This is a genomic window from Mycobacterium sp. E2479 (genome assembly GCF_001667925.1).
Taxonomy (GTDB): domain Bacteria; phylum Actinomycetota; class Actinomycetes; order Mycobacteriales; family Mycobacteriaceae; genus Mycobacterium.
In genome coordinates this window covers 1-20,275 of record NZ_LZJR01000151.1, presented here as the reverse complement: position 1 = coordinate 20,275, position 20,275 = coordinate 1, and the positions used below count along the sequence as shown (strand labels likewise).

Annotated in this window: 21 protein-coding genes and 1 pseudogene; 21 read left to right on the top strand and 1 reads right to left on the bottom strand. The window is 66.6% G+C overall.

What is annotated here, in order from left to right:
• Positions 1–2 precede the first annotated feature (2 nt).
• Entirely contained in the window at positions 3–1,208 is a 1,206-nt protein-coding gene (locus A5686_RS22245; RefSeq protein ID WP_067938718.1) for an acyl-CoA dehydrogenase family protein, read from the top strand.
• Here the strand turns inward: A5686_RS22245 and A5686_RS22240 are convergent.
• The gene (locus tag A5686_RS22240; protein ID WP_067938716.1) at positions 1,201–2,058 is read right to left on the bottom strand and encodes an oxidoreductase; all 858 of its coding nucleotides are present in this window, start codon (positions 2,056–2,058) and stop codon (positions 1,201–1,203) included. The two genes, A5686_RS22245 and A5686_RS22240, sit on opposite strands and share 8 nt — an antisense overlap.
• Before the next feature lie 22 nt (positions 2,059–2,080).
• On the opposite strand from A5686_RS22240, the gene A5686_RS22235 reads away from it, so the two are divergent.
• The 20 genes and pseudogenes from A5686_RS22235 to A5686_RS22140 form a co-directional block, all read left to right on the top strand.
• Complete coding sequence (locus A5686_RS22235; RefSeq protein WP_067938714.1) at positions 2,081–3,079, top strand: acryloyl-CoA reductase; 999 nt, start codon at positions 2,081–2,083, stop codon at positions 3,077–3,079.
• Positions 3,080–3,101: 22 nt separating this feature from the next.
• The gene (locus A5686_RS22230; protein WP_067938713.1) at positions 3,102–4,073 is read left to right on the top strand and encodes an NADPH:quinone oxidoreductase family protein; all 972 of its coding nucleotides are present in this window, start codon (positions 3,102–3,104) and stop codon (positions 4,071–4,073) included.
• A 275-nt stretch (positions 4,074–4,348) separates the two neighbouring features.
• Positions 4,349–5,437 carry a homogentisate 1,2-dioxygenase gene (locus tag A5686_RS22225; protein WP_067938711.1) on the top strand — a complete coding sequence of 363 codons (1,089 nt, stop codon included), beginning with the start codon at positions 4,349–4,351 and terminating at the stop codon, positions 5,435–5,437.
• Between the two features lie 52 nt (positions 5,438–5,489).
• Entirely contained in the window at positions 5,490–6,686 is a 1,197-nt protein-coding gene (locus tag A5686_RS22220; RefSeq protein ID WP_067938709.1) for a S9 family peptidase, read from the top strand.
• Between the two features lie 4 nt (positions 6,687–6,690).
• Positions 6,691–7,896 carry a CaiB/BaiF CoA-transferase family protein gene (locus A5686_RS22215; RefSeq protein WP_067938706.1) on the top strand — a complete coding sequence of 402 codons (1,206 nt, stop codon included), beginning with the start codon at positions 6,691–6,693 and terminating at the stop codon, positions 7,894–7,896.
• 46 nt (positions 7,897–7,942) lie between these two features.
• Positions 7,943–8,836: a hydroxymethylglutaryl-CoA lyase gene (locus A5686_RS22210; protein ID WP_067938704.1), complete on the top strand. Its 894-nt coding sequence runs from the start codon at positions 7,943–7,945 to the stop codon at positions 8,834–8,836.
• Entirely contained in the window at positions 8,836–9,480 is a 645-nt protein-coding gene (locus A5686_RS22205) for a TetR/AcrR family transcriptional regulator (protein WP_067938702.1), read from the top strand. The genes A5686_RS22210 and A5686_RS22205 overlap by 1 nt, the downstream gene beginning before the upstream one ends.
• Before the next feature lie 8 nt (positions 9,481–9,488).
• Positions 9,489–10,727, top strand: coding sequence for an acyl-CoA dehydrogenase family protein (locus A5686_RS22200; RefSeq protein WP_067938700.1), 1,239 nt, complete (start codon positions 9,489–9,491; stop codon positions 10,725–10,727).
• Positions 10,727–11,770, top strand: a complete 1,044-nt coding sequence (locus A5686_RS22195) for a phosphotransferase family protein (protein ID WP_067938698.1) — start codon at positions 10,727–10,729, stop codon at positions 11,768–11,770. The genes A5686_RS22200 and A5686_RS22195 overlap by 1 nt, the downstream gene beginning before the upstream one ends.
• Entirely contained in the window at positions 11,767–12,105 is a 339-nt protein-coding gene (locus A5686_RS22190; RefSeq protein WP_067938696.1) for a DUF6285 domain-containing protein, read from the top strand. Before A5686_RS22195 ends, A5686_RS22190 begins: the two co-directional genes overlap by 4 nt.
• A gap of 25 nt (positions 12,106–12,130) precedes the next feature.
• Positions 12,131–12,532, top strand: a complete 402-nt coding sequence (locus tag A5686_RS22185; protein ID WP_067938694.1) for a nuclear transport factor 2 family protein — start codon at positions 12,131–12,133, stop codon at positions 12,530–12,532.
• Between the two features lie 33 nt (positions 12,533–12,565).
• A complete protein-coding gene (locus tag A5686_RS22180; protein ID WP_067938692.1) occupies positions 12,566–13,102 on the top strand; it encodes a YceI family protein in 537 nt (178 codons plus the stop codon).
• Positions 13,103–13,156: 54 nt separating this feature from the next.
• The gene (locus A5686_RS22175) at positions 13,157–13,570 is read left to right on the top strand and encodes a response regulator transcription factor (RefSeq protein WP_067938690.1); all 414 of its coding nucleotides are present in this window, start codon (positions 13,157–13,159) and stop codon (positions 13,568–13,570) included.
• 428 nt (positions 13,571–13,998) lie between these two features.
• Positions 13,999–14,376, top strand: a complete 378-nt coding sequence (locus tag A5686_RS22170; protein ID WP_007772880.1) for an NADH-quinone oxidoreductase subunit A — start codon at positions 13,999–14,001, stop codon at positions 14,374–14,376.
• Between the two features lie 8 nt (positions 14,377–14,384).
• Complete coding sequence (locus A5686_RS22165; RefSeq protein ID WP_067938687.1) at positions 14,385–14,939, top strand: NADH-quinone oxidoreductase subunit B family protein; 555 nt, start codon at positions 14,385–14,387, stop codon at positions 14,937–14,939.
• On the top strand, positions 14,936–15,643 hold the full coding sequence (locus A5686_RS22160) for an NADH-quinone oxidoreductase subunit C (RefSeq protein WP_067938683.1): 708 nt from the start codon (positions 14,936–14,938) through the stop codon (positions 15,641–15,643). The genes A5686_RS22165 and A5686_RS22160 overlap by 4 nt, the downstream gene beginning before the upstream one ends.
• Positions 15,643–16,968 (top strand): NADH dehydrogenase (quinone) subunit D, encoded by a 1,326-nt coding sequence (nuoD, locus tag A5686_RS22155; protein WP_067938681.1) that lies wholly within the window; start codon positions 15,643–15,645, stop codon positions 16,966–16,968. Before A5686_RS22160 ends, nuoD begins: the two co-directional genes overlap by 1 nt.
• Complete coding sequence (gene nuoE, locus A5686_RS22150) at positions 16,965–17,720, top strand: NADH-quinone oxidoreductase subunit NuoE (protein WP_067938679.1); 756 nt, start codon at positions 16,965–16,967, stop codon at positions 17,718–17,720. Before nuoD ends, nuoE begins: the two co-directional genes overlap by 4 nt.
• Positions 17,720–19,066, top strand: coding sequence for an NADH-quinone oxidoreductase subunit NuoF (gene nuoF, locus A5686_RS22145; protein ID WP_067938677.1), 1,347 nt, complete (start codon positions 17,720–17,722; stop codon positions 19,064–19,066). Before nuoE ends, nuoF begins: the two co-directional genes overlap by 1 nt.
• A 14-nt stretch (positions 19,067–19,080) precedes the next feature.
• Positions 19,081–20,103, top strand: a pseudogene (locus tag A5686_RS22140) (2Fe-2S iron-sulfur cluster-binding protein); the annotation flags it as partial.
• Between the last annotated feature and the right edge of the window lie 172 nt (positions 20,104–20,275).

Sequence of the window (20,275 nt, the reverse complement as noted above, 5' to 3'; positions counted from 1 at the left end):
TCATGGCAATAAATTTGGAACTTCCCCGCAAGATGCAGGCGGTCGCGACCAAGACGCACCAGGGCGCCGCCGAGTTGATGCGCCCGATCGCCCGCAAGTACGACCTCAAGGAACACGCGTACCCGGTCGAGCTCGACACTTTGTTCAGCCTCTTCGAAGGGGCCTCGGAGTCAATCGAATTCGCGGGGGCGAACGCGCTGGGCGGCGAGGACGAAGAACGCGACAAAAACCACAACGGCGCCAACATGGCCGCGCTGCTGCAGACGCTGGAAGCCAGCTGGGGTGACCTCGCGATGATGTTGTCGGTCCCCTACCAGGGGTTGGGCAACGCGGCCATCTCGGCCGTGGCCAACGAGGAGCAGTTGGAGCGCCTGGGCAAGGTATGGGCGGCAATGGCGATCACCGAACCCGGCTTTGGATCGGACTCGGCCGCGGTGTCGACGACGGCCACCCTGGACGGCGACGAGTATGTGATCAACGGCGAGAAGATCTTCGTGACGGCCGGCTCCCGCGCCACCCATATCGTGGTGTGGGCGACGCTCGACAAGTCAAAGGGCCGCGCGGCGATCAAGTCGTTCGTCGTGCCCCGCGAGCATCCCGGTGTCACGGTCGAACGGCTCGAGCACAAGCTCGGCATCAAGGGTTCCGACACCGCGGTGATCCGGTTCGACAATGCCCGCATTCCGAAGGAAAACCTGCTCGGCAACCCCGAAATCGAGGTGGGCAAGGGCTTTTCCGGAGTGATGGAGACCTTCGACAACACGCGGCCCATCGTCGCGGCCATGGCCGTCGGTGTCGCGCGTGCCGCGCTGGAAGAGATTCGCAAGATCCTCACCGAGGCCGGTGTGGAGATCTCCTACGACAAGCCCTCGCACGCCCAGAGCGCTGCGGCGGCGGAGTTCATCCGGATGGAAGCCGACTGGGAGGCCGCCTACCTGCTCTCGCTGCGGGCGGCGTGGCAGGCCGACAACAAGATCCCGAACTCCAAGGAGGCGTCGATGAGCAAGGCCAAGGCCGGCCGCATGGCCACTGACGTCACGCTCAAGAGCGTCGAATTGGCAGGCACCACCGGCTATTCCGAGCAGTTACTGCTGGAGAAATGGGCGCGCGATTCGAAGATCCTGGACATCTTTGAGGGCACGCAGCAGATCCAGCAGCTGGTCGTCGCGCGCCGCCTGCTGGGCCTGTCCTCCGCCGAACTCAAGTAGCGATCGCGTCCAGGCGCTCGCGGGCGTCGTCATCGAGTTCGATGGACGCGACGTCCAGGTTCTCCTGTAGGTGGCTCACCGACGAGGTGCCGGGGATCAGCAGCACATTGGGCGCCACGTGCAGCGTCCACGCCAATGCGACCTGAGCCGGTGTGTGGCCCAGTCGCCGCGCGGTCTCCCGAACCACCTGATGGCTGAGCACGGGGTTGGGCTGCATGAAGGCGGCACCCAGCGGGAAGAACGGGACGAAGGCGATCCCCCGCGCCGCGCATTCCTGCAGAACCGCGGTTGACTCCCGATGCACCAGATTGAATGCGTTTTGCACGCAGGCGATTTCGGTGCGCCCGCACGCATGCAGCAGGTGCTCGCGGTTGACGTTGCTCAGCCCGATTCCGCCGATCAGTCCCTGGTCGCGAGCCTCGATCATGGCCGAGAGTTGCTCGTCGAACTCAGGATCCGGGCCGTCGCTTTCGAACACCCGCAGGTTGACCACGGCCAACTGCTCGACGCCGAGGCTGCGCAGGTTGGTCTCGATGTCGTGGCGCAACTCGCCCGGCGCGCCCGCCGGCAACCAGGCGCCACTGTCGTCCCGGCGCCCGCCGACCTTGCTGACCAGCGCCAGGTTCTGCGGATAGGGATGCAGCGCGGCGCGGATCAGCTCGTTGGCGACGTCGGGGCCATAGAACTGCGCGGTGTCGATGTGGTTGACGCCCAGTTCGACCGCGCGGCGCAGCACGGCCAGCGCTTCGTCACGGTCGCGCGGCGGTCCGAACGCGTTGGGCCCGGGCAATTGCATGGCACCGAAGCCGACGCGGTTGACCGAAAACCCACCTAGTGGAAAGGGATCCATACGGTGAGGTTAGCGTCGAATCATGGACGCGTTTCACGCGCTCGTCGCGCGACAAGATGGTGACCGGATAACCACGTCGGTCCAGACGCTGAACCACTCCGACCTACCGCCCGGCGAGGTGACCATCCGGGTCCTCTATTCGAGTGTCAACTACAAGGACGCGCTGGCATTGACGCCGGGTGGCGGCGTGGTGCGCGACTACCCGGTGGTGCCGGGCATCGACCTGACCGGTGAGGTCGTGGAGTCCGCGTCGGCCGACTTCGCCGTCGGCGATCAGGTGCTGGCCCATGGGTATGCGATCGGCACCGGCCACCACGGTGGCTACGCGGAATACGCACGCCTGCCGGCCGACCAGGTGGTGGCGCTCGGCGCATTGAGCCCACACGAGGGCGCCGCGATCGGCACGGCGGGTTTCACCGCCGCGATGAGCGTGCAGGCGCTGATCGACTGGGGCATCGCGCCGGACGCCGGTCCCGTCGTCGTCACCGGGGCCACCGGCGGCGTCGGCTCGATCAGTGTGGACCTGCTCGCGGCCGCCGGCTACCAGGTGGTCGCCTCGAGCGGCAAGCCCCACGCCGCCGACCGGCTCAAAGCCCTTGGCGCCGCGGAGGTTATCGGCCGGTTACCCGCCGACCCCGACGTCAAGCCACGGCCACTGGGCAAAGCACGCTGGGCGGGAGGCGTGGACTGCGTGGGCGGCGCGACGCTGGCCGACGTGCTCAGCACCGTCGACTACGGCGGCGCGGTGGCCGCCAGCGGCCTTACCGGCGGCCCGGCGCTGCACACCACGGTGCTGCCCTTCATCCTGCGCGGCATCGCGCTGCTGGGCATGGACTCGGTGCTGATGCCCATCGGGCCCCGCCGCGAATTGTGGTCCCGGCTCGGCGATTCGCTGCGGCCACGCCACCTGGACTCGCTGGTCAGCGATGTCGACGTGAAGGACGTCGTCGGCGTGGTCGATCAGCTGCGCGCCGGCACATTCTCCGGCCGGGCCGTGGTGCGGGTCGCGGGCGGATTTTGAGCCGGCAGTAGGCTCTGCTGGCATGCGCGCGGTACAGGTGACTCGGCTCGATGGTCCGGACGCGGTCGAGTTGACCGACATCGATGAGCCGTCGGGTGACGGGGTCGTCGTCGACGTGCACGCCGCCGGGGTGGCCTTTCCGGACGCCCTGCTCACCCGGGGCCTCTATCAGTACCGCCCGGAGTTGCCCTTCGTGCTCGGCGCCGAGATCGCCGGCGTGGTGCGGTCGGCGCCCGAGGGCGCGAACGTGCGCGCGGGCGACCGGGTCGTCGGCCTCACGATGCTGTCCGGCGGCATGGCCGAGGTCGCGGTGTTGGCCCCCGACCGGGTGTTCAAGCTGCCCGACAACGTGAGCTTCGAGGCGGGCGCCGGCCTGCTGTTCAACGACCTGACGGTGTACTTCGCGCTGACCGTCCGCGGCCGACTGCAGCGCGGCGAGACGGTCCTGGTGCACGGCGCGGCCGGAGGCATCGGGACCTCGGCGCTGCGGCTGGCGCCCGCGCTGGGCGCGTCGCGCAGCATCGCCGTGGTCAGCACGCAGGACAAGGCCGACATCGCCACCGCGGCCGGCGCGACGGACGTAGTGCTGGCCGACGGTTTCAAAGACGCGGTGAAGGAGTTGACGCACGGCCGTGGCGTCGACATCGTCGTCGACCCGGTCGGCGGCGACCGGTTCACCTATTCCCTGCGCTCCCTCACCCCCGGCGGGCGGCTGCTGGTCATCGGATTCACCGGCGGCGAGATCCCCACTGTCAAGGTAAACCGGTTGTTGCTCAACAACATTGATGTGGTCGGCGTGGGTTGGGGCGCCTGGGCAGCGACGCACCCGGGCGCGCTGGACGAGCAGTGGGCCGGACTCGAGCGCTTGCTGACCTCCGGGGAGCTGGCCCCGCCCGAGCCGATCACCTACCCGCTGGAGCAAGTCGCGACCGCAGTCGCCTCCCTGGAGAACCGCAGCGCCAAGGGAAAGGTCGTGCTGCGCATCCGCGTTTAGCCGCCGCGTTTGGCACCATCCGCCACAGCAGTTTCGTCGTGGGGCAATCGAATGTTTGCCGACCTCATAGCGACACCGTCCGCCGGTTTCGCCCCCGCTGGCGTTGTCGCTGTGAGGTGGGCGCAAAACATATCGTCTCCGCCTGAGGCGCCTGTGGCGATTGTGACGGCGTGTGCCGGTGGCGCAAAGTGGCCACCCTTGTGCGAGCCAAAAAGAGAAAGTAATGTCACTTTCAGTTTTGCAATGCTACTGGTCCCCCTCGGAGGAGCCGTCCAATGGAATCCTTTGTGCACCTGCGAAAAGGACGAACACCGCGCCGCCTGCACGCCGACCTCGACGGCCTCAAGGACGACGAGCTGGGCCGCGGCGGGTTCACCGGCCGCACCGCCAACCTGTACCGGCGTCACGACCCCACCGCGTATCGGGCGATCGGCCCGCTGCGCCCCATCGACGTGCTGTCCAGCGAGCTCAAGCCCAGCGATGCCACCGACGCTGACGGTGGTCCGTTGCTGATGTTCAGCAACGATGACTGTCGAATTCTGTTGAGCCGTCGTCACGAGCCGATGCCGTTCTTCATCCGTCATGTCGACGGCGACCTGCTGTGCTTCGTCCACCAGGGCAGCGGTCTGGCCGAGACGGAATTCGGGCCCCTGCGCTACCGGGAGGGCGACTGGCTGTACATCCCGAAGGCATGCACCTGGCGCCAGCTGCCCGACAGCGCGACGACGATGCTGATGATCGAGGCCACCGACGAGTTTAGGGTGCCACCGCCCGGTGCCCTGGGCCGCCACTTCCCCTTCGACCCGTCGCAGGCCGTCATCCCCGAGCCGGCGCCGGCCGACGAGTCCGACGGCGAATTCGAGGTCCGGCTCGTCCACGAAGGCGGCCCGACAACGCTGCTCTATCAACACAATCCGCTCGACGTCGAAGGCTGGCGCGGGGACAACTTCGCGTTCACCTTCAACATCGCCGACTACAACGTGGTCACGTCCGACAGTGTCCACCTGCCGCCGACGGTGCACCTGTTCATGCAGGCCACCGGTGTCTACGTGATGAACTTCCTGCCCAAGCCCGCCGAAGGAATTCCCGGCACCGAACGCACACCGTGGTATCACCGCAACGTCGACTACGACGAGATCGCCTTCTTCCACGGCGGTTCGCTGTACGGCATCCCGATGCCACCTGGCCTGATTTCCCATGCGCCGCAAGGGGTTCATCACGGCGCACCGGAGAAGGCCCGTGAACGGGCGCGCCGCAAATTCGGTGACTACTCCCGCGTCGACTGGCAGGTAATCGCCATCGACACACGCCGGCGGCTGATTCCGTCGGCCGAGGTATTGGCCCACGACCTAGGACAACGTTGATGACACACGCCGGCAACGATGCGAAACGCAGCGATGAAAAGGAGTGGCGTCGATGACCACCGCCGTGAAACCCAGGAAGTTCGAGTACGACCGGATCCCCTATCTCGTTGCCTTTCAGAACAACTCCGGAGTACGAGACGTCTACGGCGGCCTGGCCGAGATCACCGTCCTGGAAAGCTACCTGCTCAAGCCCAAGGACAGGCCGTCGGACACCGTGCTGGTGTTCATGCATCCCATCGGCGGCGGTGCCTACCTGCCGATGATCAACGCGCTTGCGCGGGCCGGCCACCACGTCATCTACTGCAACAGTCGGTTCCGTGGCACGGATTCGGCGCTGCTGATGGAGAAGGTCGTCGAAGATCTCGGCGAGTGCATCAAGGACGCCAAGAAGCGGCTCGGCTACCAGAAGGTGGTGCTGGCCGGATGGAGTGGCGGCGGTTCGCTGTCGGTGTTCTACCAGCAACAGGCACAGAAGCCGACCATCACATCCAGCCCGACCGGCGACGGCCCCGACCTGACCAAACTCGACCTGCCCGTCGCCGACGGCATCATGCTGCTTGCCGCGCACATCAGCCGGCACGGCACGCTGACCGAATGGCTGGACGCATCGATCCTCGACGAAGCCGACCCCACCAAACGCGATCCCGAGCTGGACCTCTACAACCCCGACAACCCCAATCAGCCGCCTTATAGCCAAGAATTCCTGGACCGTTACCGGCAGGCGCAGATCGACCGTAACCGGCGCATCACCGCATGGGTCAAGGACAAGCTGGCCGAGTTGGCAGCCGCCGGCCGCCCCGATGACGAGTTCGGCTTCGTCGTGCACGGCACCATGGCCGACCCGCGCTGGCTGGACCCGACCGTCGATCCCAACGAGCGGGCGCCCGGCACCTGCTACCTGGGGGATCCTCGGGTGGTGAACATGGGCCCCGTCGGGCTGGCCCGGTTCTCCACCCTGCGCGGCTGGCTTTCGCAATGGAGCTACGACGACGCCAGAGGCGACGCGTTGACCTGCGGGCCCGACATCGCGATTCCCGCGCTGGTGATCGGTAACCTGGCGGATGACGCCTGCACGCCCAGCCACACCCGGCGGCTGTTTCAGGCGATCGGACACGAGGACAAGGAGATGCACGAAATCCCGGGCGCCACACACTATTACGCAGGACCCGACCAGCGCGACGCGCTGCGGACCGCCGTCACCATCGTCACCGACTGGCTGGTGCGACACGATTTCGCGAGTCAAGGATGAGCGCATGACACCAGCCGGCCCGCTGGACGGCGTTCGGGTGCTCGAACTGGGCACCCTGATCGCCGGGCCCTTCGCGGGCCGTCTGCTCGGCGACATGGGCGCCGACGTCATCAAGGTGGAACTGCCCAGAGCGCCGGACCCCCTACGCACCTGGGGTCAAGCCGAACTCGACGGCCAGCACGTCTTCTGGACGGTGCACGCGCGCAACAAGAAGGCGATCACCCTGGACCTGCGCCACCCCCGCGGCCGCGAACTGTTCTGCGACCTCGTCGAGAGATCCGACATCGTGGTGGAGAACTTCCGACCGGGCACCCTGGAAAAGTGGCACCTGGGCTACGACGTGCTCAGCGAATGCAATCCGGGCATCATTCTGGTCCGGGTGTCCGGTTACGGGCAGACCGGGCCCGACGCCACCAAGGCCGGTTACGCCTCGGTCGCCGAAGCGGCCAGCGGGCTGCGGCACCTCAACGGTTTTCCCGGTGGCCCGCCGCCCCGGCTGGCGCTCTCGCTCGGTGACAGCCTGGCCGGGATGTTCGGCGCGCAGGGTGCGCTGGCCGCGCTGTACCGACGCGGCGTCACGGGGCGCGGTCAGGTGGTCGACGTCGCGCTGACCGAATCTTGTTTGGCCGTACAGGAGTCCACGATTCCCGACTACGACGTCGGCGGGGTGGTCCGCGGACCCTCGGGCACCCGCCTGGAGGGCATCGCCCCGTCCAACATCTACCGCAGCGCCGACGGCTCGTGGGTGGTGATCGCCGCAAACCAGGACACCGTCTTCGCCCGGCTGTGCAAGGCGATGGGCCGCCCGGAGCTCGCCACCGACGACCGGTTCGCCACACACGTCGCCCGGGGCCGCAACCAAGACGAACTCGACAACATCATCGGGGCGTGGGCCGCGCAACGCCGGCCCGGTGAGATCATCGAAACCCTCTCCGCCGCAGGGGTGATCGCCGGACCGATCAACACGGTTGCCGAGGTGGTCACCGACCCGCAGCTGCGGGCCCGCGGCATGCTGGTGGAGCATTACGACGAGCGGGTGCAGCGCAACGTGTTGGGGCCGGGCATCGTGCCGGTGCTTTCGGAATCGCCGGGACGAGTCCGCAACGCGGGCCCGGCGCGCCCGGGACAGCACAACGACGACGTCTACATCGGGCTGCTGGGCAAGACCGCCGAGGAGCTCGAGCAGCTGCGCGCCGAGGAAGTGCTATGACACGCGGCGACGACGATGCAGAGCGCAGCGGACAGGAGCGGCTCCAATGACACACGTTGAGATTCGAGAAGTGGCACTGCGCGACGGTCTGCAGATCGAAACGCCGATCCCGTTGTCCGCCAAGCTCGAACTGCTGGCCGCGGTGGCGGCCACCGGGGTGCGCGAGGTCGAGGTCACCGCATTCGTCTCCCCGACGAAGGTGCCGTCGATGGCAGATGCCGCCGAGCTCGCCGCCCATCTGCATGACTACCCTGACATCGAATTCTCGGCCTTGGTGGCAAGTCCCAATGGAGCCAAGCGGGCCGTCGCCGCGGGGTTGCGCTCCATCGAGTACGTGGTGGCCGCCGACGACACCTTCAGCAAGGCGAACGTCGGGCGCACCAGCGCCGAGGCCACCAACCAGATCGACGAGATCGTTGCGATCGCACACGACAGCAACGTCGCCGTCGAGGTCATCATCGCCACCGCCTGGGACTCACCGTTCGAAGGCCCCACCCCGCCGCAGCGGGTGCTCGAGATCGCCGCGGCCGCCCGCGACCGGGGCGCCGACCGCCTGTCGATTGCCGACACCATCGGCACCACCACCCCGGGACGGGTGAGTTCGCTGATCGCACAACTGCGTCCGGTTCTGGGCGACCTGCCGCTGGGCGGGCATTTCCACAACACCCGGGGCTCCGGGCTGGCCAGCGCCTACGCCGCGGTCAGCTCCGGCGTGAGCCGGCTGGACGCGTCGGTCGGCGGCCTCGGCGGCTGCCCCTTTGCCCCCGGGGCCACCGGCAACATCGCCACCGAGGATCTCGTCTACCTCCTCGCCGACAGCGGCTTCGACGTGGACGTCGACCTGCAGGCCACCATCGCCGCGGCCAAGGTGGCGAAGTCGCTGGTGGGGCACGATCTGCCGAGCGCCCTGTTGCGCGCCGGTGACCGGATGCGGAACTGATGTCGGCCCCGGAGGCGAACCGCGAGCTGACCGCCAAAGGCCGCCAGACCAGGCAGGCCATCGAGCAGGCCGCCCGGAAACTGTTCGCCGAACGGGGCTTTCACGGCACGACCCTGGCCGACATCACGTCGGCGGCGGGAAAATCGCCGGCGGTGTTCTACCGGTACTTCACCGACAAGGAAGACTTGCTGGCCGCCCTCGCGGAGTCGTTCCTGCACGAGGTGGTGGCGCCGTCCGGATTGAGCGTTCACCTGCCGGACTCCCCCGATGACGACGCGTTCTTCACCTCGGTGGTCACCGGCTACTGGAACCTGTTCAAGCAGAACATCGGCATCATGATCGCCGTGGCCCAGCTGGCCGCCACCCAACAGCGCTTCGCGGCGGTGCAGAACGAATTCCGGCGGTTCGGAATGGATCTCGTGGCGGCTTCGGTGCGCCGGGCACAGGAGCAGGGTTACGGCGCCGAGCTGCACCCCGAGCACATCGCGGCGGCCATCGCGTTGCTGTTCGAGAGCTTCACTACCGTGTTCGTCGGACCGTCCGGCCCCACGGGCCTCGGCCTGAACATCAGCGATGAAGACGCCATTGCAACCTTATCGACGGTCTGGAAGAAAACCCTGTACGGCGGCCTCACGAGACCTTAGGAGAAGACGTGGATTTCACTCTGCCAGAGCACCTTCCCGGCGTGCTCGCCGAGATTGATGAATTCATCGAGGTCGAGATCAAGCCGCTAGAACGCGAGAACATGCAGTACTTCGATCAGCGTCGCGAGCATGCGCGCACCGATTGGGACAACGACGGGATCCCGACGCGCGAGTGGGAAGACCTGCTTTCCGAGATGCGTAGGCGAGCCGATGAGGCCGGCTGGCTGCGCTACGGGTTGCCGGCCTCACTGGGCGGCCGCGACGGCACCAACGTCGACATGGCAGTAATCCGGGAACACCTGGCGCACAAGGGCCTTGGCTTACACAACGACCTGCAGAACGAATCGTCGATCGTCGGAAACTTCCCGCAGGTGATCATGATGGAGCGCTTCGGCACCGAGAAGCAACGCAAAGAGTGGTCAGAGGCGTTGATCACCGGGGAACGGTCCATGGCGTTCGGCCTGACCGAGCCGCAACACGGATCGGATGCGACGTGGCTGGAGACGCACGCGGAACGCGACGGTGACGGCTGGGTGATCAACGGCTCCAAGCGGTTCAACACCGGCGTGCACCGCGCCACCCACGACCTGGTCTTCGCACGCACCTCCGGCGAGCCGGGGGCCGCCCGGGGCATCACCGCGTTCCTGGTGCCGACCGATTCGCCCGGATTCGACGTTCCCTACTATTGGTGGACCTTCAACATGCCCACGGACCACGGCGAAGTCGAGCTGACCGATGTTCGGATCCCCGCCGACGCGGTCCTCGGCGAGGTGGACAGCGGGCTGGAGGTAGCGCAAACCTTCTTGCACGAGAACCGGATTCGGCAGGCTGCGAGCAGCCTGGGCGCGGCGCAGTATTGCATCGACCGCGCCGCCCAATACGCCGCCGGCCGAAAGGTGTTCGGCAAGCCCCTGTCGGTCAACCAGGCCGTGCAGTGGCCGCTGGCCGAGCTGCAGACCGAAGCGCAGATGGTGCGGCTGCTGGTGCAGTACGCCGCGTGGCATCTGGACCGCGACCACCATATGGAGGTCTCCGACAAGGTTTCGATGGCGAACTACCGCGCCAACCGGCTGGTCTGCGACGCCGCCGACCGCGCGATGCAGGTTTACGGCGGCCTCGGCTACAGCCGCCACGAGCAGTTCGAACACATCTACCGCCATCATCGTCGCTACCGGATCACCGAGGGCGCGGAGGAAATTCAAATTCGCCGGGTGGCCCAACGCCTGTTCAAATTCGGCAAGAAGTGATGGACAGCGTCGAGTCTGCGAAACTGGGCACCAAGCTGGCCAAGGTGCTCACGGGTGCCATCGGCGCCGACACCGCGGTGGAGAACCTACGGGCGTTGACCGGTGGCGCCAGCAGGACCACCTGGGCGTTCGAGGCGGTCACCGACGCGCGGCGTCGTGCGCTGATCCTGCGCACCGGCCCTCCCGATGATGTACATGCCGGCATGGAACTCGAGGCCAGGACGCAGGCCGCCGCGGCGGCAGCGGGCGCGCCGGTCCCGCACGTGTTGATCGCCGACAATTCGCCCGCCGCACTGGGTAATCCCTTCCTGATCTGTGACGAGATCGAGGGCGAGACCATCGTGCGGCGCATCCAGCGCCAACTCGAGGGCGCCGACGGATCCCGCACCCGGTTGCTGCAGCAGTGCGCGCAGGCGGTGGCCGCCATTCACCGCGCCGACACGGACGTCTTAGGCCTGACCCACGAAGACCAACTTGCCGAATGGCGTCAACGCCTCGACGACATGGGCGACACCACCGCAACTTTCGAATGGGGATTTCGCTGGCTGGCCGCTCACCGTCCCGAGCCGTCGCCGGCGGTGTTGGTACACGGCGACTTTCGGATGGGCAACCTTATTGTCGACGGGTCGAACCTTGCCGCGGTGCTGGACTGGGAGCTGGTACACGTCGGGGAGGCGTACGAAGACCTGGCATGGTTCTGCATCCGGGCCTGGCGATTCGGCGCACCGGCCAGCCTGGGGGCCGGCGGCCTGGGCAGCATCGAAAGCTTCCTGCGAGCCTACGAACAAGCCAGCGCGACTACGGTCGACCGCGTGGCGTTTCACTGGTGGCTGGTGCTCGCTACCTTGCGCTGGGGTGTCATCTGCCGCTTCCAAGCGGAACGGCACCTGAGCGGGCAAAACCGTTCGGTCGAGCTGGCGACGATCGGTCGTCGCGTCTGCGAGACGGAATGGGACCTTCTCAACCTGCTCGAGGTGCCCGGGGACGATGCGCGCCGCGCAGCGGCGAGGGGAAGCAGCGGGCGATCGGGTCCGGGCCGATGAACGCCGCATACGGTCGCCCGCTGGCCGCCGAACTCGTGGCCGCGGTCGCCGAATTCCTGGAAACCGACGTGCGCGCGGCCACCGAAGGACAGGTCAACTTTCACTCCCGGGTCGCGGCCAACGCACTGCGCATCGTCGAGCGCGAACTGCTCGACGAGAGCGGCGCGGAGTCCCGCTCGGCGCTGGCCGGCTTGGGCTTCGCCGATGAGGCACAGCTGGCCGCCGCGATACGGGCCGGCGACATGGACGGGCAAGCAGAACGGGTCACCGCCTGCCTGCGCGTCCTGGTGCGACGCCGATTGGCCGTCGCCCACCCCGGATACGACAGCGAATAGCTCGACGATCGGATAGGAGCCAGACATGCCCGCTTCCAGCACCGAAACGGTCCTCGATGCGGCCAATCGCCTGTTCACGGCGATCGAGCGAAGCGATGTCGCCGCGGTTGACGCGATGTGGAGCAACGACATCGCGGTGTGGCGCGTCGGCTCGCGGCGCGACGACGACAAGACGCGCGCGCTGCGGGTGATCGCTTGGTTCATCGGCGCCACCACCCAGCGTCGCTACGAAATCCTGGACCGGCAGCTCTTCGATGATGGATCCGCCCGCGGCTTCGTCCAGCAGCACATCCTGCACGCAACCGGGCGTGCCGGGCAGTCGATCTCGCTGCGGGTCTGCATCGTGATCAGGGTGGGCACGAACGGCCTGATCGAGCGGATCGACGAATACTTCGATCCCGCCGGGATCGCGCCGCTGATGAACTAGCGCTACATTCGCCACGACACATTGGGGGTGACGATGACGACATTGGAGACGCTGCTTCACGATCCCGACATGGCCGGTGTGTGGAACCTGGCCCCGGATCGCTCGGCCATCACTTTCAAAATCAAGAACATGTGGGGCCTGCTCAACGTCAAGGGCCGCTTCACCGATTTCAGCGGCGACGGCCAACTGACCAGCAAGGGAGCGGTTTTCGGCCGCATGGACATCCGCGCCGCCTCGCTGGACACCGGCATCGGCCGTCGCGACAAACACCTGCGCTCGGCCGACTTCTTCGACGTCGACCGCTTCGGGGAGATCAGTGTCGTCGTCACCGCGGTGCACCCGAAGAAAGGCAAGGCCGCCGACCTTCGGACCAGCTTCACCATCAAGGGGGTCACCGCGGACGTGCCGTTCCCCGTCACCATCTCCGAGCTCGAGGACGGCTCGGTGCGAATCACTGGAGAAACCAAGCTCGATCGGGACCGGTTCGATCTGGGCTGGAACCGGGGCGGCATGGTGAGCTCGACGGCAACGGTCGCCGCGGACACCATCTTCGTGCGGGTAACGCAATGAGGATTTCGGCGGGCACCGGGCTGAACCGGCTGTGACACCAGTAGCATCTGCACCGTGTCCGACTCCACCCCGCAATCCAACGTCGCCCTGCGGATCCTCGTCTACAGCAGCAATGTCCAGACCCGCGAACGGGTGATGCGAGCGCTGGGCACGCAGTTGCATCCCGACCTGCCCGAGCTGAGCTACGTCGAGGTGGCGACCGGACCCATGGTGGTGGCGACGATGGACAAGGGCGGCATCGACTTGGCCATCCTGGACGGCGAGGCGACCCCGACTGGGGGCATGGGAATCGCAAAGCAGCTCAAAGACGAACTCGAGACCTGCCCACCCCTCATCGTGCTGACCGGGCGCCGTGACGATGCGTGGTTGGCCTCCTGGTCGCGTGCCGAGGGCGTGGTGCCGCATCCCATCGACCCCATCCTGCTGGGCCGCACGGTGCTCAGCTTGCTACGGGCCCCGGTTCGCTGATCCAACCCAGCCTTAGCCGGGGCCGTTTCGCCCCAGCCGAATGCGGCAGTCCTGACAACTTCGCCCCCGCCGGGAAGGCGACCACAGCTGATCGCGACGTTGCTGGAGAGGTCCGGTCCGCCCTGGCGACGCCATTGATCTTCAACGCCGCAGCGATCGGCGTAGCCGCGCCTTTGCTGGTGCTCCCGCATCGGCAGGTACGGCCGATCGCAAACGGCGGCGAGCCTTTGTTCACCGCCTATCGAGTTTGCGCAGCGCAGCGCAACATGGCGCCGCCGATGCTGCAGAATGCCCACCCCGGGCAAGCGCGCCGCGCGCCGCGACGCTATGTTGTAAATCACTGTGGCGGGCCGCGGCCCGGTTCGTCACAGCAGCCCGGTTACCGCCTGGCCGCTGCAGGCGGCTCGTACGACGGATCATGGAGCGAGTTGAACGTCTACATACCCATCTTGGTGCTAGGCGCCATTGCCACTGCCTTTGCCGTGGGCTCGGTGGCGATCGCGAGCCTGGCCGGCCCGTCACGATTCAACAAATCGAAGATGTCGGCGTACGAGTGTGGGATCGAACCCACAGAGACATCGGTGAGCGGTCCGCATGCGACGGCCGGGCAGCGCTTTCCGGTGAAGTACTACCTCACCGCGATGCTGTTCATCGTCTTCGACATCGAAATCGTGTTTCTGTATCCCTGGGCCGTCAGCTATGACGCGCTGGGCACATTCGCTCTTGTCGAAATGGTGATCTTCATGCTGACGGTTTTCGTGGCCTACGCATATGTGTGGCGCCGCGGCGGCCTGACGTGGGATTGAGGTAGGACGTGGGTCTGGAGGAACAGCTGCCCGGCGGGATTCTGCTGTCTACAGTCGAGAAGGTCGCGGGCTACGTCCGCAAGAACTCACTGTGGCCGGCCACGTTCGGGTTGGCCTGCTGCGCCATCGAGATGATGGCAACGGCTGGACCAAGATTCGACATCGCCCGGTTCGGCATGGAGCGATTCTCGGCGACCCCCCGGCAGGCCGATCTGATGATCGTCGCCGGGCGGGTCAGCCAGAAGATGGCTCCGGTGTTGCGACAGATCTACGACCAGATGGCCGAGCCGAAATGGGTGCTCGCCATGGGCGTGTGCGCGTCGTCCGGCGGGATGTTCAACAACTACGCGGTCGTGCAGGGCGTCGATCACGTGGTTCCGGTGGACATTTATCTGCCCGGCTGCCCACCCCGCCCCGAGATGCTGCTGTACTCAATCCTGAAGTTGCACGAGAAGATTCAGGAGATGCCGCTGGGCGTCAACCGGGAAACCGCAATCGCCGAAGCCGAGCAGGCGGCACTGTCGGCCCGGCCCACGATCGAGATGCGCGGACTGCTGCGATGAGCTCACCGCGTCAGGATCCCAAGGAAGCGATCAGCCGCGCCGACGAAGAGGTCATCGACGTGCGCCGCGGCATGTTCGGCGTCGAGGGCTCGGGTGACACGTCCGGTTACGGGCGGCTGGTGCGCGAAGTCCTGCTGCCGGGCAGCAGTCCACGACCCTACGGCGGTTACTTCGACGAGGTGGTCGACGGACTGGCCGCGGCCTTGAACAAGGACAACATCGAATTCAATGACGCCATCGAAAAAGTCGTGGTGTACCGCGACGAACTGACCTTGCACGTGCGCCGCGACGCGCTGGAGCGGGTTGCTCACCGGTTGCGCGACGACCCGCAACTGCGCTTCGAGATGTGCCTGGGCGTCAGCGGGGTGCACTACCCGCACGAGACGGGACGCGAACTGCACGCGGTGTATCCGTTGCAGTCGATCACACACAATCGCCGTGTGCGCCTGGAAGTGTCTGTGCCCGACGGTGATCCGCACATTCCATCGCTGTTCGGGATTTATCCGACCACCGACTGGCACGAGCGGGAGACCTACGACTTCTTCGGCATCATCTTCGACGGGCACCCGTCGCTCACCCGAATCGAGATGCCCGACGACTGGCACGGGCACCCCCAGCGCAAGGACTACCCCCTCGGGGGAATTCCGGTCGAATACAAAGGCGCACAGATACCCCCGCCCGACGAGCGGAGAGCGTACAACTAATGAGCACTACCACTGAATCGACGCATGACGGCGCCGGCGAGACGTTCGTGGTCGCCGGCGGCCAGGACTGGGACAAGGTCGTCGAAGCCGCCCGCGGTGTCGATCCCGGCGAGCGCATCATCGTCAACATGGGGCCCCAGCACCCGTCGACGCACGGCGTGTTGCGGCTGATCCTCGAGATCGAGGGCGAGACGATCACCGACGCCCGGTGCGGCATCGGGTATTTGCACACCGGCATCGAAAAGAACCTCGAATACCGCTACTGGACCCAGGGTGTCACGTTCGTGACCCGAATGGATTACCTCGCGCCGTTTTTCAACGAGACGGCCTACTGCCTGGGTGTGGAAAAGCTGCTCGGCATCACCGATCAGATTCCGGAGCGGGTCAACGTCATCAGGGTGATGATGATGGAGCTCAACCGGATCTCGTCGCATCTGGTGGCATTGGCCACCGGCGGCATGGAGCTGGGCGCCATGACCCCGATGTTCGTCGGATTCCGCGGGCGCGAAATCGTGTTGACCCTGTTCGAATCGATCACCGGCCTGCGGATGAACAGCGCCTATGTCCGACCCGGCGGCGTTGCGCAGGATTTGCCGCCCAACGCGGAGACCGAGATCGTCGACGGCCTCAAGGAACTCAAGCAGGTGCTGCGCGACATGAGCGGTCTGCTCAACGAGAACGCCATCTGGAAGGCCCGCACCCAAGGCGTCGGATATCTGGATCTGACCGGTTGCATGGCGCTGGGGATCACCGGTCCCATCCTGCGTGCGACCGGGCTGCCCCACGATCTGCGCAAGAGCGAACCGTACTGCGGATACGAAAACTACGAATTCGACGTGATCACCGAAGATACGTGTGATGCTTACGGGCGCTACATGATTCGCGTCAACGAGATGTGGGAGTCGATCAAGATCGTCGAGCAGTGCCTGGACAAGCTGAAGCCCGGTCCGATCATGGTCGAGGACCGCAAGATCGCCTGGCCGGCCGACTTGAAGGTGGGCCCCGACGGCTTGGGCAATTCACCGGAACACATCGCCAAGATCATGGGCGGCTCGATGGAGGCGTTGATCCACCACTTCAAACTGGTCACCGAGGGCATCAGGGTTCCGGCGGGCCAGGTCTACACGGCCGTCGAATCGCCGCGCGGAGAGCTGGGCGTGCACATGGTCAGCGACGGCGGCACCCGGCCCTACCGGGTGCACTACCGAGACCCCTCGTTCACCAATCTGCAGTCGGTCGCCGCGATGTGCGAAGGCGGGTTGGTGGCCGACCTGATCACCGCGGTCGCCAGCATCGACCCGGTCATGGGCGGGGTGGACCGGTGACCGGGCCGCAGGGACAGCCGGTCTTCATCCGGCTCGGACCACCGCCCGACGAGCCCAACGCGTTCGTCGTCGAGGGTGCCCCCAAGATGTATCCACCCGAGGTGCGGGCCCGGCTGGAGGTCGACGCCAAGGAGATCATCGGCCGCTACCCCGACAAGCGTTCGGCGCTGTTGCCCTTGCTGCACCTGGTGCAATCCCAGGATTCCTACCTGACACCGGCGGGCCTGGAGTTCTGCGGTGAGCAGCTGGGGCTCACCGGGGCCGAGGTGTCCGCCGTGGCCAGCTTCTACACCATGTATCGGCGCGGCCCCACCGGCGATTACCTGGTGGGTGTCTGCACAAACACGTTGTGCGCCATCATGGGTGGCGATGCGATCTTCGACGCCCTGAAGGAACATCTGGGCGTCGGCAACGACGAGACCACCGCCGACGGGGCGGTCACGCTGCAGCACATCGAATGCAACGCCGCCTGCGATTACGCACCGGTGGTGATGGTGAACTGGGAGTTCTTCGACAACCAAACACCGGAATCGGCGCGCGAACTCGTCGACTCGCTGCGTTCCGGTGAGCCCTTGCCGCCGACCCGTGGTGCTCCGCTGTGCGTCTTTCGCGAGACGTCGCGCATCCTCGCCGGCCTGCCCGACGAGCGCCCCGACCAGGGCCAGGGCGGCGCCGGCGCGGCCACCCTGGCGGGCCTGAAGGTAGCCAAGGAACACGGCATGGAGGCGCCCAGCGCGCCGGAAGGTCAGTGATGACAACGACTTCCGACAATCAGGCGACGCCGCTGACCCCGGTCATCAGCCGATTCTGGGACGATCCCGAGTCCTGGACGCTCGAGACCTACCACCGCCACGGCGGCTACGAAGCGATGAAGAAGGCGCTGGCGATGGAGCCCGACGCGGTGATCGGGATGGTGAAGGATTCTGGGCTGCGAGGTCGCGGCGGCGCGGGGTTCTCGACGGGGACGAAGTGGTCGTTCATCCCGCAGGGCGACACCGGCGCGGCCGCCAAACCGCATTACCTGGTGGTCAACGCCGACGAGTCGGAACCCGGTACGTGTAAAGACATCCCGCTGATGCTGGCGACGCCGCATGTCCTCGTCGAGGGTGTCATCATCGCCGCGTACGCGATCCGGGCCAGCCATGCGTTCATCTATGTGCGCGGGGAGGTGCTGCCGGTCCTGCGCCGCGTCCAGAACGCGGTGGCCGAGGCCTACGCCGCCGGCTACCTGGGCCGCGACATCAACGGCTCGGGCTTCGACCTGGAGCTGGTGGTGCACGCGGGGGCCGGCGCCTACATATGCGGCGAGGAGACCGCGCTGCTGGACTCGCTGGAAGGCCGGCGCGGCCAGCCACGGCTGCGCCCGCCCTTCCCGGCCGTGGCCGGGCTCTACGGCTGCCCCACGGTGATCAACAATGTCGAGACCATCGCGAGCGTGCCGTCGATCATCGGCAACGGCGTGGACTGGTTCCGGTCGATGGGCAGCGAGAAATCCCCGGGCTTCACGCTGTATTCGCTGTCCGGCCACGTCGCCCGGCCCGGTCAGTACGAGGCCCCGCTGGGAATCACCCTGCGGGAGTTGCTCGCCTACGCCGGTGGCGTGCGGGCCGGGCATCGGCTCAAGTTCTGGACACCCGGCGGGTCGTCGACCCCGCTGCTGACCGATGAGCACCTCGACGTACCGCTGGACTACGAGGGTGTCAGCGGCGTCGGCTCGATGCTGGGCACCAAGGCGCTGGAGATCTTCGACGAGACCACCTGCGTGGTGCGTGCCGTGCGGCGCTGGACCTACTTCTACAAGCACGAGTCGTGCGGAAAATGCACGCCGTGCCGTGAGGGCACCTTCTGGCTGGATCAGATCTACGAGCGGCTGGAAACCGGCAAGGGCACCGACGAGGACATCCAGAAGCTGCTGGACATCTCTGACACCATCCTGGGGAAGTCGTTCTGCGCGTTGGGCGATGGTGCCGCCAGCCCGGTGATGTCGTCGATCCAGTACTTCCGCGACGAATACGTCGCGCACGTCGAGGGCGGCGGATGCCCCTTCGATCCACGCGACTCGATGCTGACGGCTGAGCGCGAAGGCGCGAAAGGTTAGGAGGAGCGGCGCCCATGACTAGCGCGGCCAAAACCGAAACCGGCGACGAGGTGCGTCCGCCGGAGATGGTGACGCTGACCATCGACGGCAACGAAATCAGCGTTCCCAAGGGAACTTTGGTGATCCGGGCCGCCGAACTGATGGGTATCCAGATCCCGCGGTTTTGCGACCACCCGCTGCTGGAGCCGGTCGGCGCGTGCCGGCAGTGCCTGGTCGAGGTCGAAGGCCAGCGCAAGCCGATGGCCTCGTGCACCACAGTCGCCACCGATGACATGGTGGTGCGTACCCAGCTCACCTCCCAGGCCGCCGACAAGGCCCAGCACGGTGTGATGGAGCTGCTGCTCATCAACCACCCGCTGGACTGCCCGATGTGCGACAAGGGCGGTGAATGCCCGCTGCAGAACCAGGCAATGTCCAACGGCCGCGCCGATTCCCGCTTCACCGACGTCAAGCGCACCTTCGCCAAGCCCATCAACATCTCGTCGCAGGTGCTGCTGGACCGGGAGCGCTGCATCCTGTGCGCGCGCTGCACCCGGTTCTCCGAGCAGATCGCCGGCGACACCTTCATCGACATGCAGGAACGAGGCGCCCTGCAGCAGGTCGGCATCTACGCCAACGAACCGTTCGACTCCTACTTCTCGGGCAACACCGTGCAGATCTGCCCGGTGGGCGCACTGACCGGATCCGCATACCGGTTCCGGGCCCGCCCGTTCGACTTGGTCTCCAGCCCCAGTGTCTGCGAGCACTGCGCTTCCGGGTGCGCGCAGCGCACCGACCACCGCCGCGGCAAGGTGCTGCGCCGGCTGGCCGGCGACGACCCTGAAGTCAACGAAGAGTGGAACTGCGACAAGGGCCGGTGGGCGTTCACCTACGCCACCCAGGCCGATGTGATCACCACTCCGCTGATCCGCGACGCCGATGGCTCGCTGCAACCGGCGGCGTGGTCGCACGCGATCGCCGTCGCGACAAAGGGCCTCGAAGCGGCGCGCGGCCGCACGGGTGTGCTGGTCGGCGGCCGGGCGGCCAGAAAGTCGGCCTCCTCCGCCGAGCTCGGGCGTGCCCGAAAGTCGATGTCGTTGCTGTCCAGGACGATTCGCGCGAACTTGGAATAGGCGTAGGCGTCCTCCAAGGTCGCCCGGCCGCCGACCAGCACACCCGTGCGGCCGCGCGCCGCTTCGAGGCCCTTTGTCGCGACGGCGATCGCGTGCG

Bases quoted from the DNA above. Each gene is read 5' to 3' on its own strand.
- A5686_RS22230 (WP_067938713.1), top strand. From the start codon at position 3,102: ATGCGCGCGGTACAGGTGACTCGGCTCGATGGTCCGGACGCGGTCGAG.
- A5686_RS22245 (WP_067938718.1), top strand. From the start codon at position 3: ATGGCAATAAATTTGGAACTTCCCCGCAAGATGCAGGCGGTCGCGACC.
- A5686_RS22195 (WP_067938698.1), top strand. From the start codon at position 10,727: ATGGACAGCGTCGAGTCTGCGAAACTGGGCACCAAGCTGGCCAAGGTG.
- A5686_RS22210 (WP_067938704.1), top strand. From the start codon at position 7,943: ATGACACACGTTGAGATTCGAGAAGTGGCACTGCGCGACGGTCTGCAG.
- A5686_RS22190 (WP_067938696.1), top strand. From the start codon at position 11,767: ATGAACGCCGCATACGGTCGCCCGCTGGCCGCCGAACTCGTGGCCGCG.
- A5686_RS22240 (WP_067938716.1), bottom strand. From the start codon at position 2,058: ATGGATCCCTTTCCACTAGGTGGGTTTTCGGTCAACCGCGTCGGCTTC.
- A5686_RS22220 (WP_067938709.1), top strand. From the start codon at position 5,490: ATGACCACCGCCGTGAAACCCAGGAAGTTCGAGTACGACCGGATCCCC.
- A5686_RS22215 (WP_067938706.1), top strand. From the start codon at position 6,691: ATGACACCAGCCGGCCCGCTGGACGGCGTTCGGGTGCTCGAACTGGGC.
- A5686_RS22180 (WP_067938692.1), top strand. From the start codon at position 12,566: ATGACGACATTGGAGACGCTGCTTCACGATCCCGACATGGCCGGTGTG.
- A5686_RS22205 (WP_067938702.1), top strand. From the start codon at position 8,836: ATGTCGGCCCCGGAGGCGAACCGCGAGCTGACCGCCAAAGGCCGCCAG.
- A5686_RS22225 (WP_067938711.1), top strand. From the start codon at position 4,349: ATGGAATCCTTTGTGCACCTGCGAAAAGGACGAACACCGCGCCGCCTG.
- A5686_RS22160 (WP_067938683.1), top strand. From the start codon at position 14,936: ATGAGCTCACCGCGTCAGGATCCCAAGGAAGCGATCAGCCGCGCCGAC.
- A5686_RS22185 (WP_067938694.1), top strand. From the start codon at position 12,131: ATGCCCGCTTCCAGCACCGAAACGGTCCTCGATGCGGCCAATCGCCTG.
- nuoD (WP_067938681.1), top strand. From the start codon at position 15,643: ATGAGCACTACCACTGAATCGACGCATGACGGCGCCGGCGAGACGTTC.
- A5686_RS22235 (WP_067938714.1), top strand. From the start codon at position 2,081: ATGGACGCGTTTCACGCGCTCGTCGCGCGACAAGATGGTGACCGGATA.
- nuoF (WP_067938677.1), top strand. From the start codon at position 17,720: ATGACAACGACTTCCGACAATCAGGCGACGCCGCTGACCCCGGTCATC.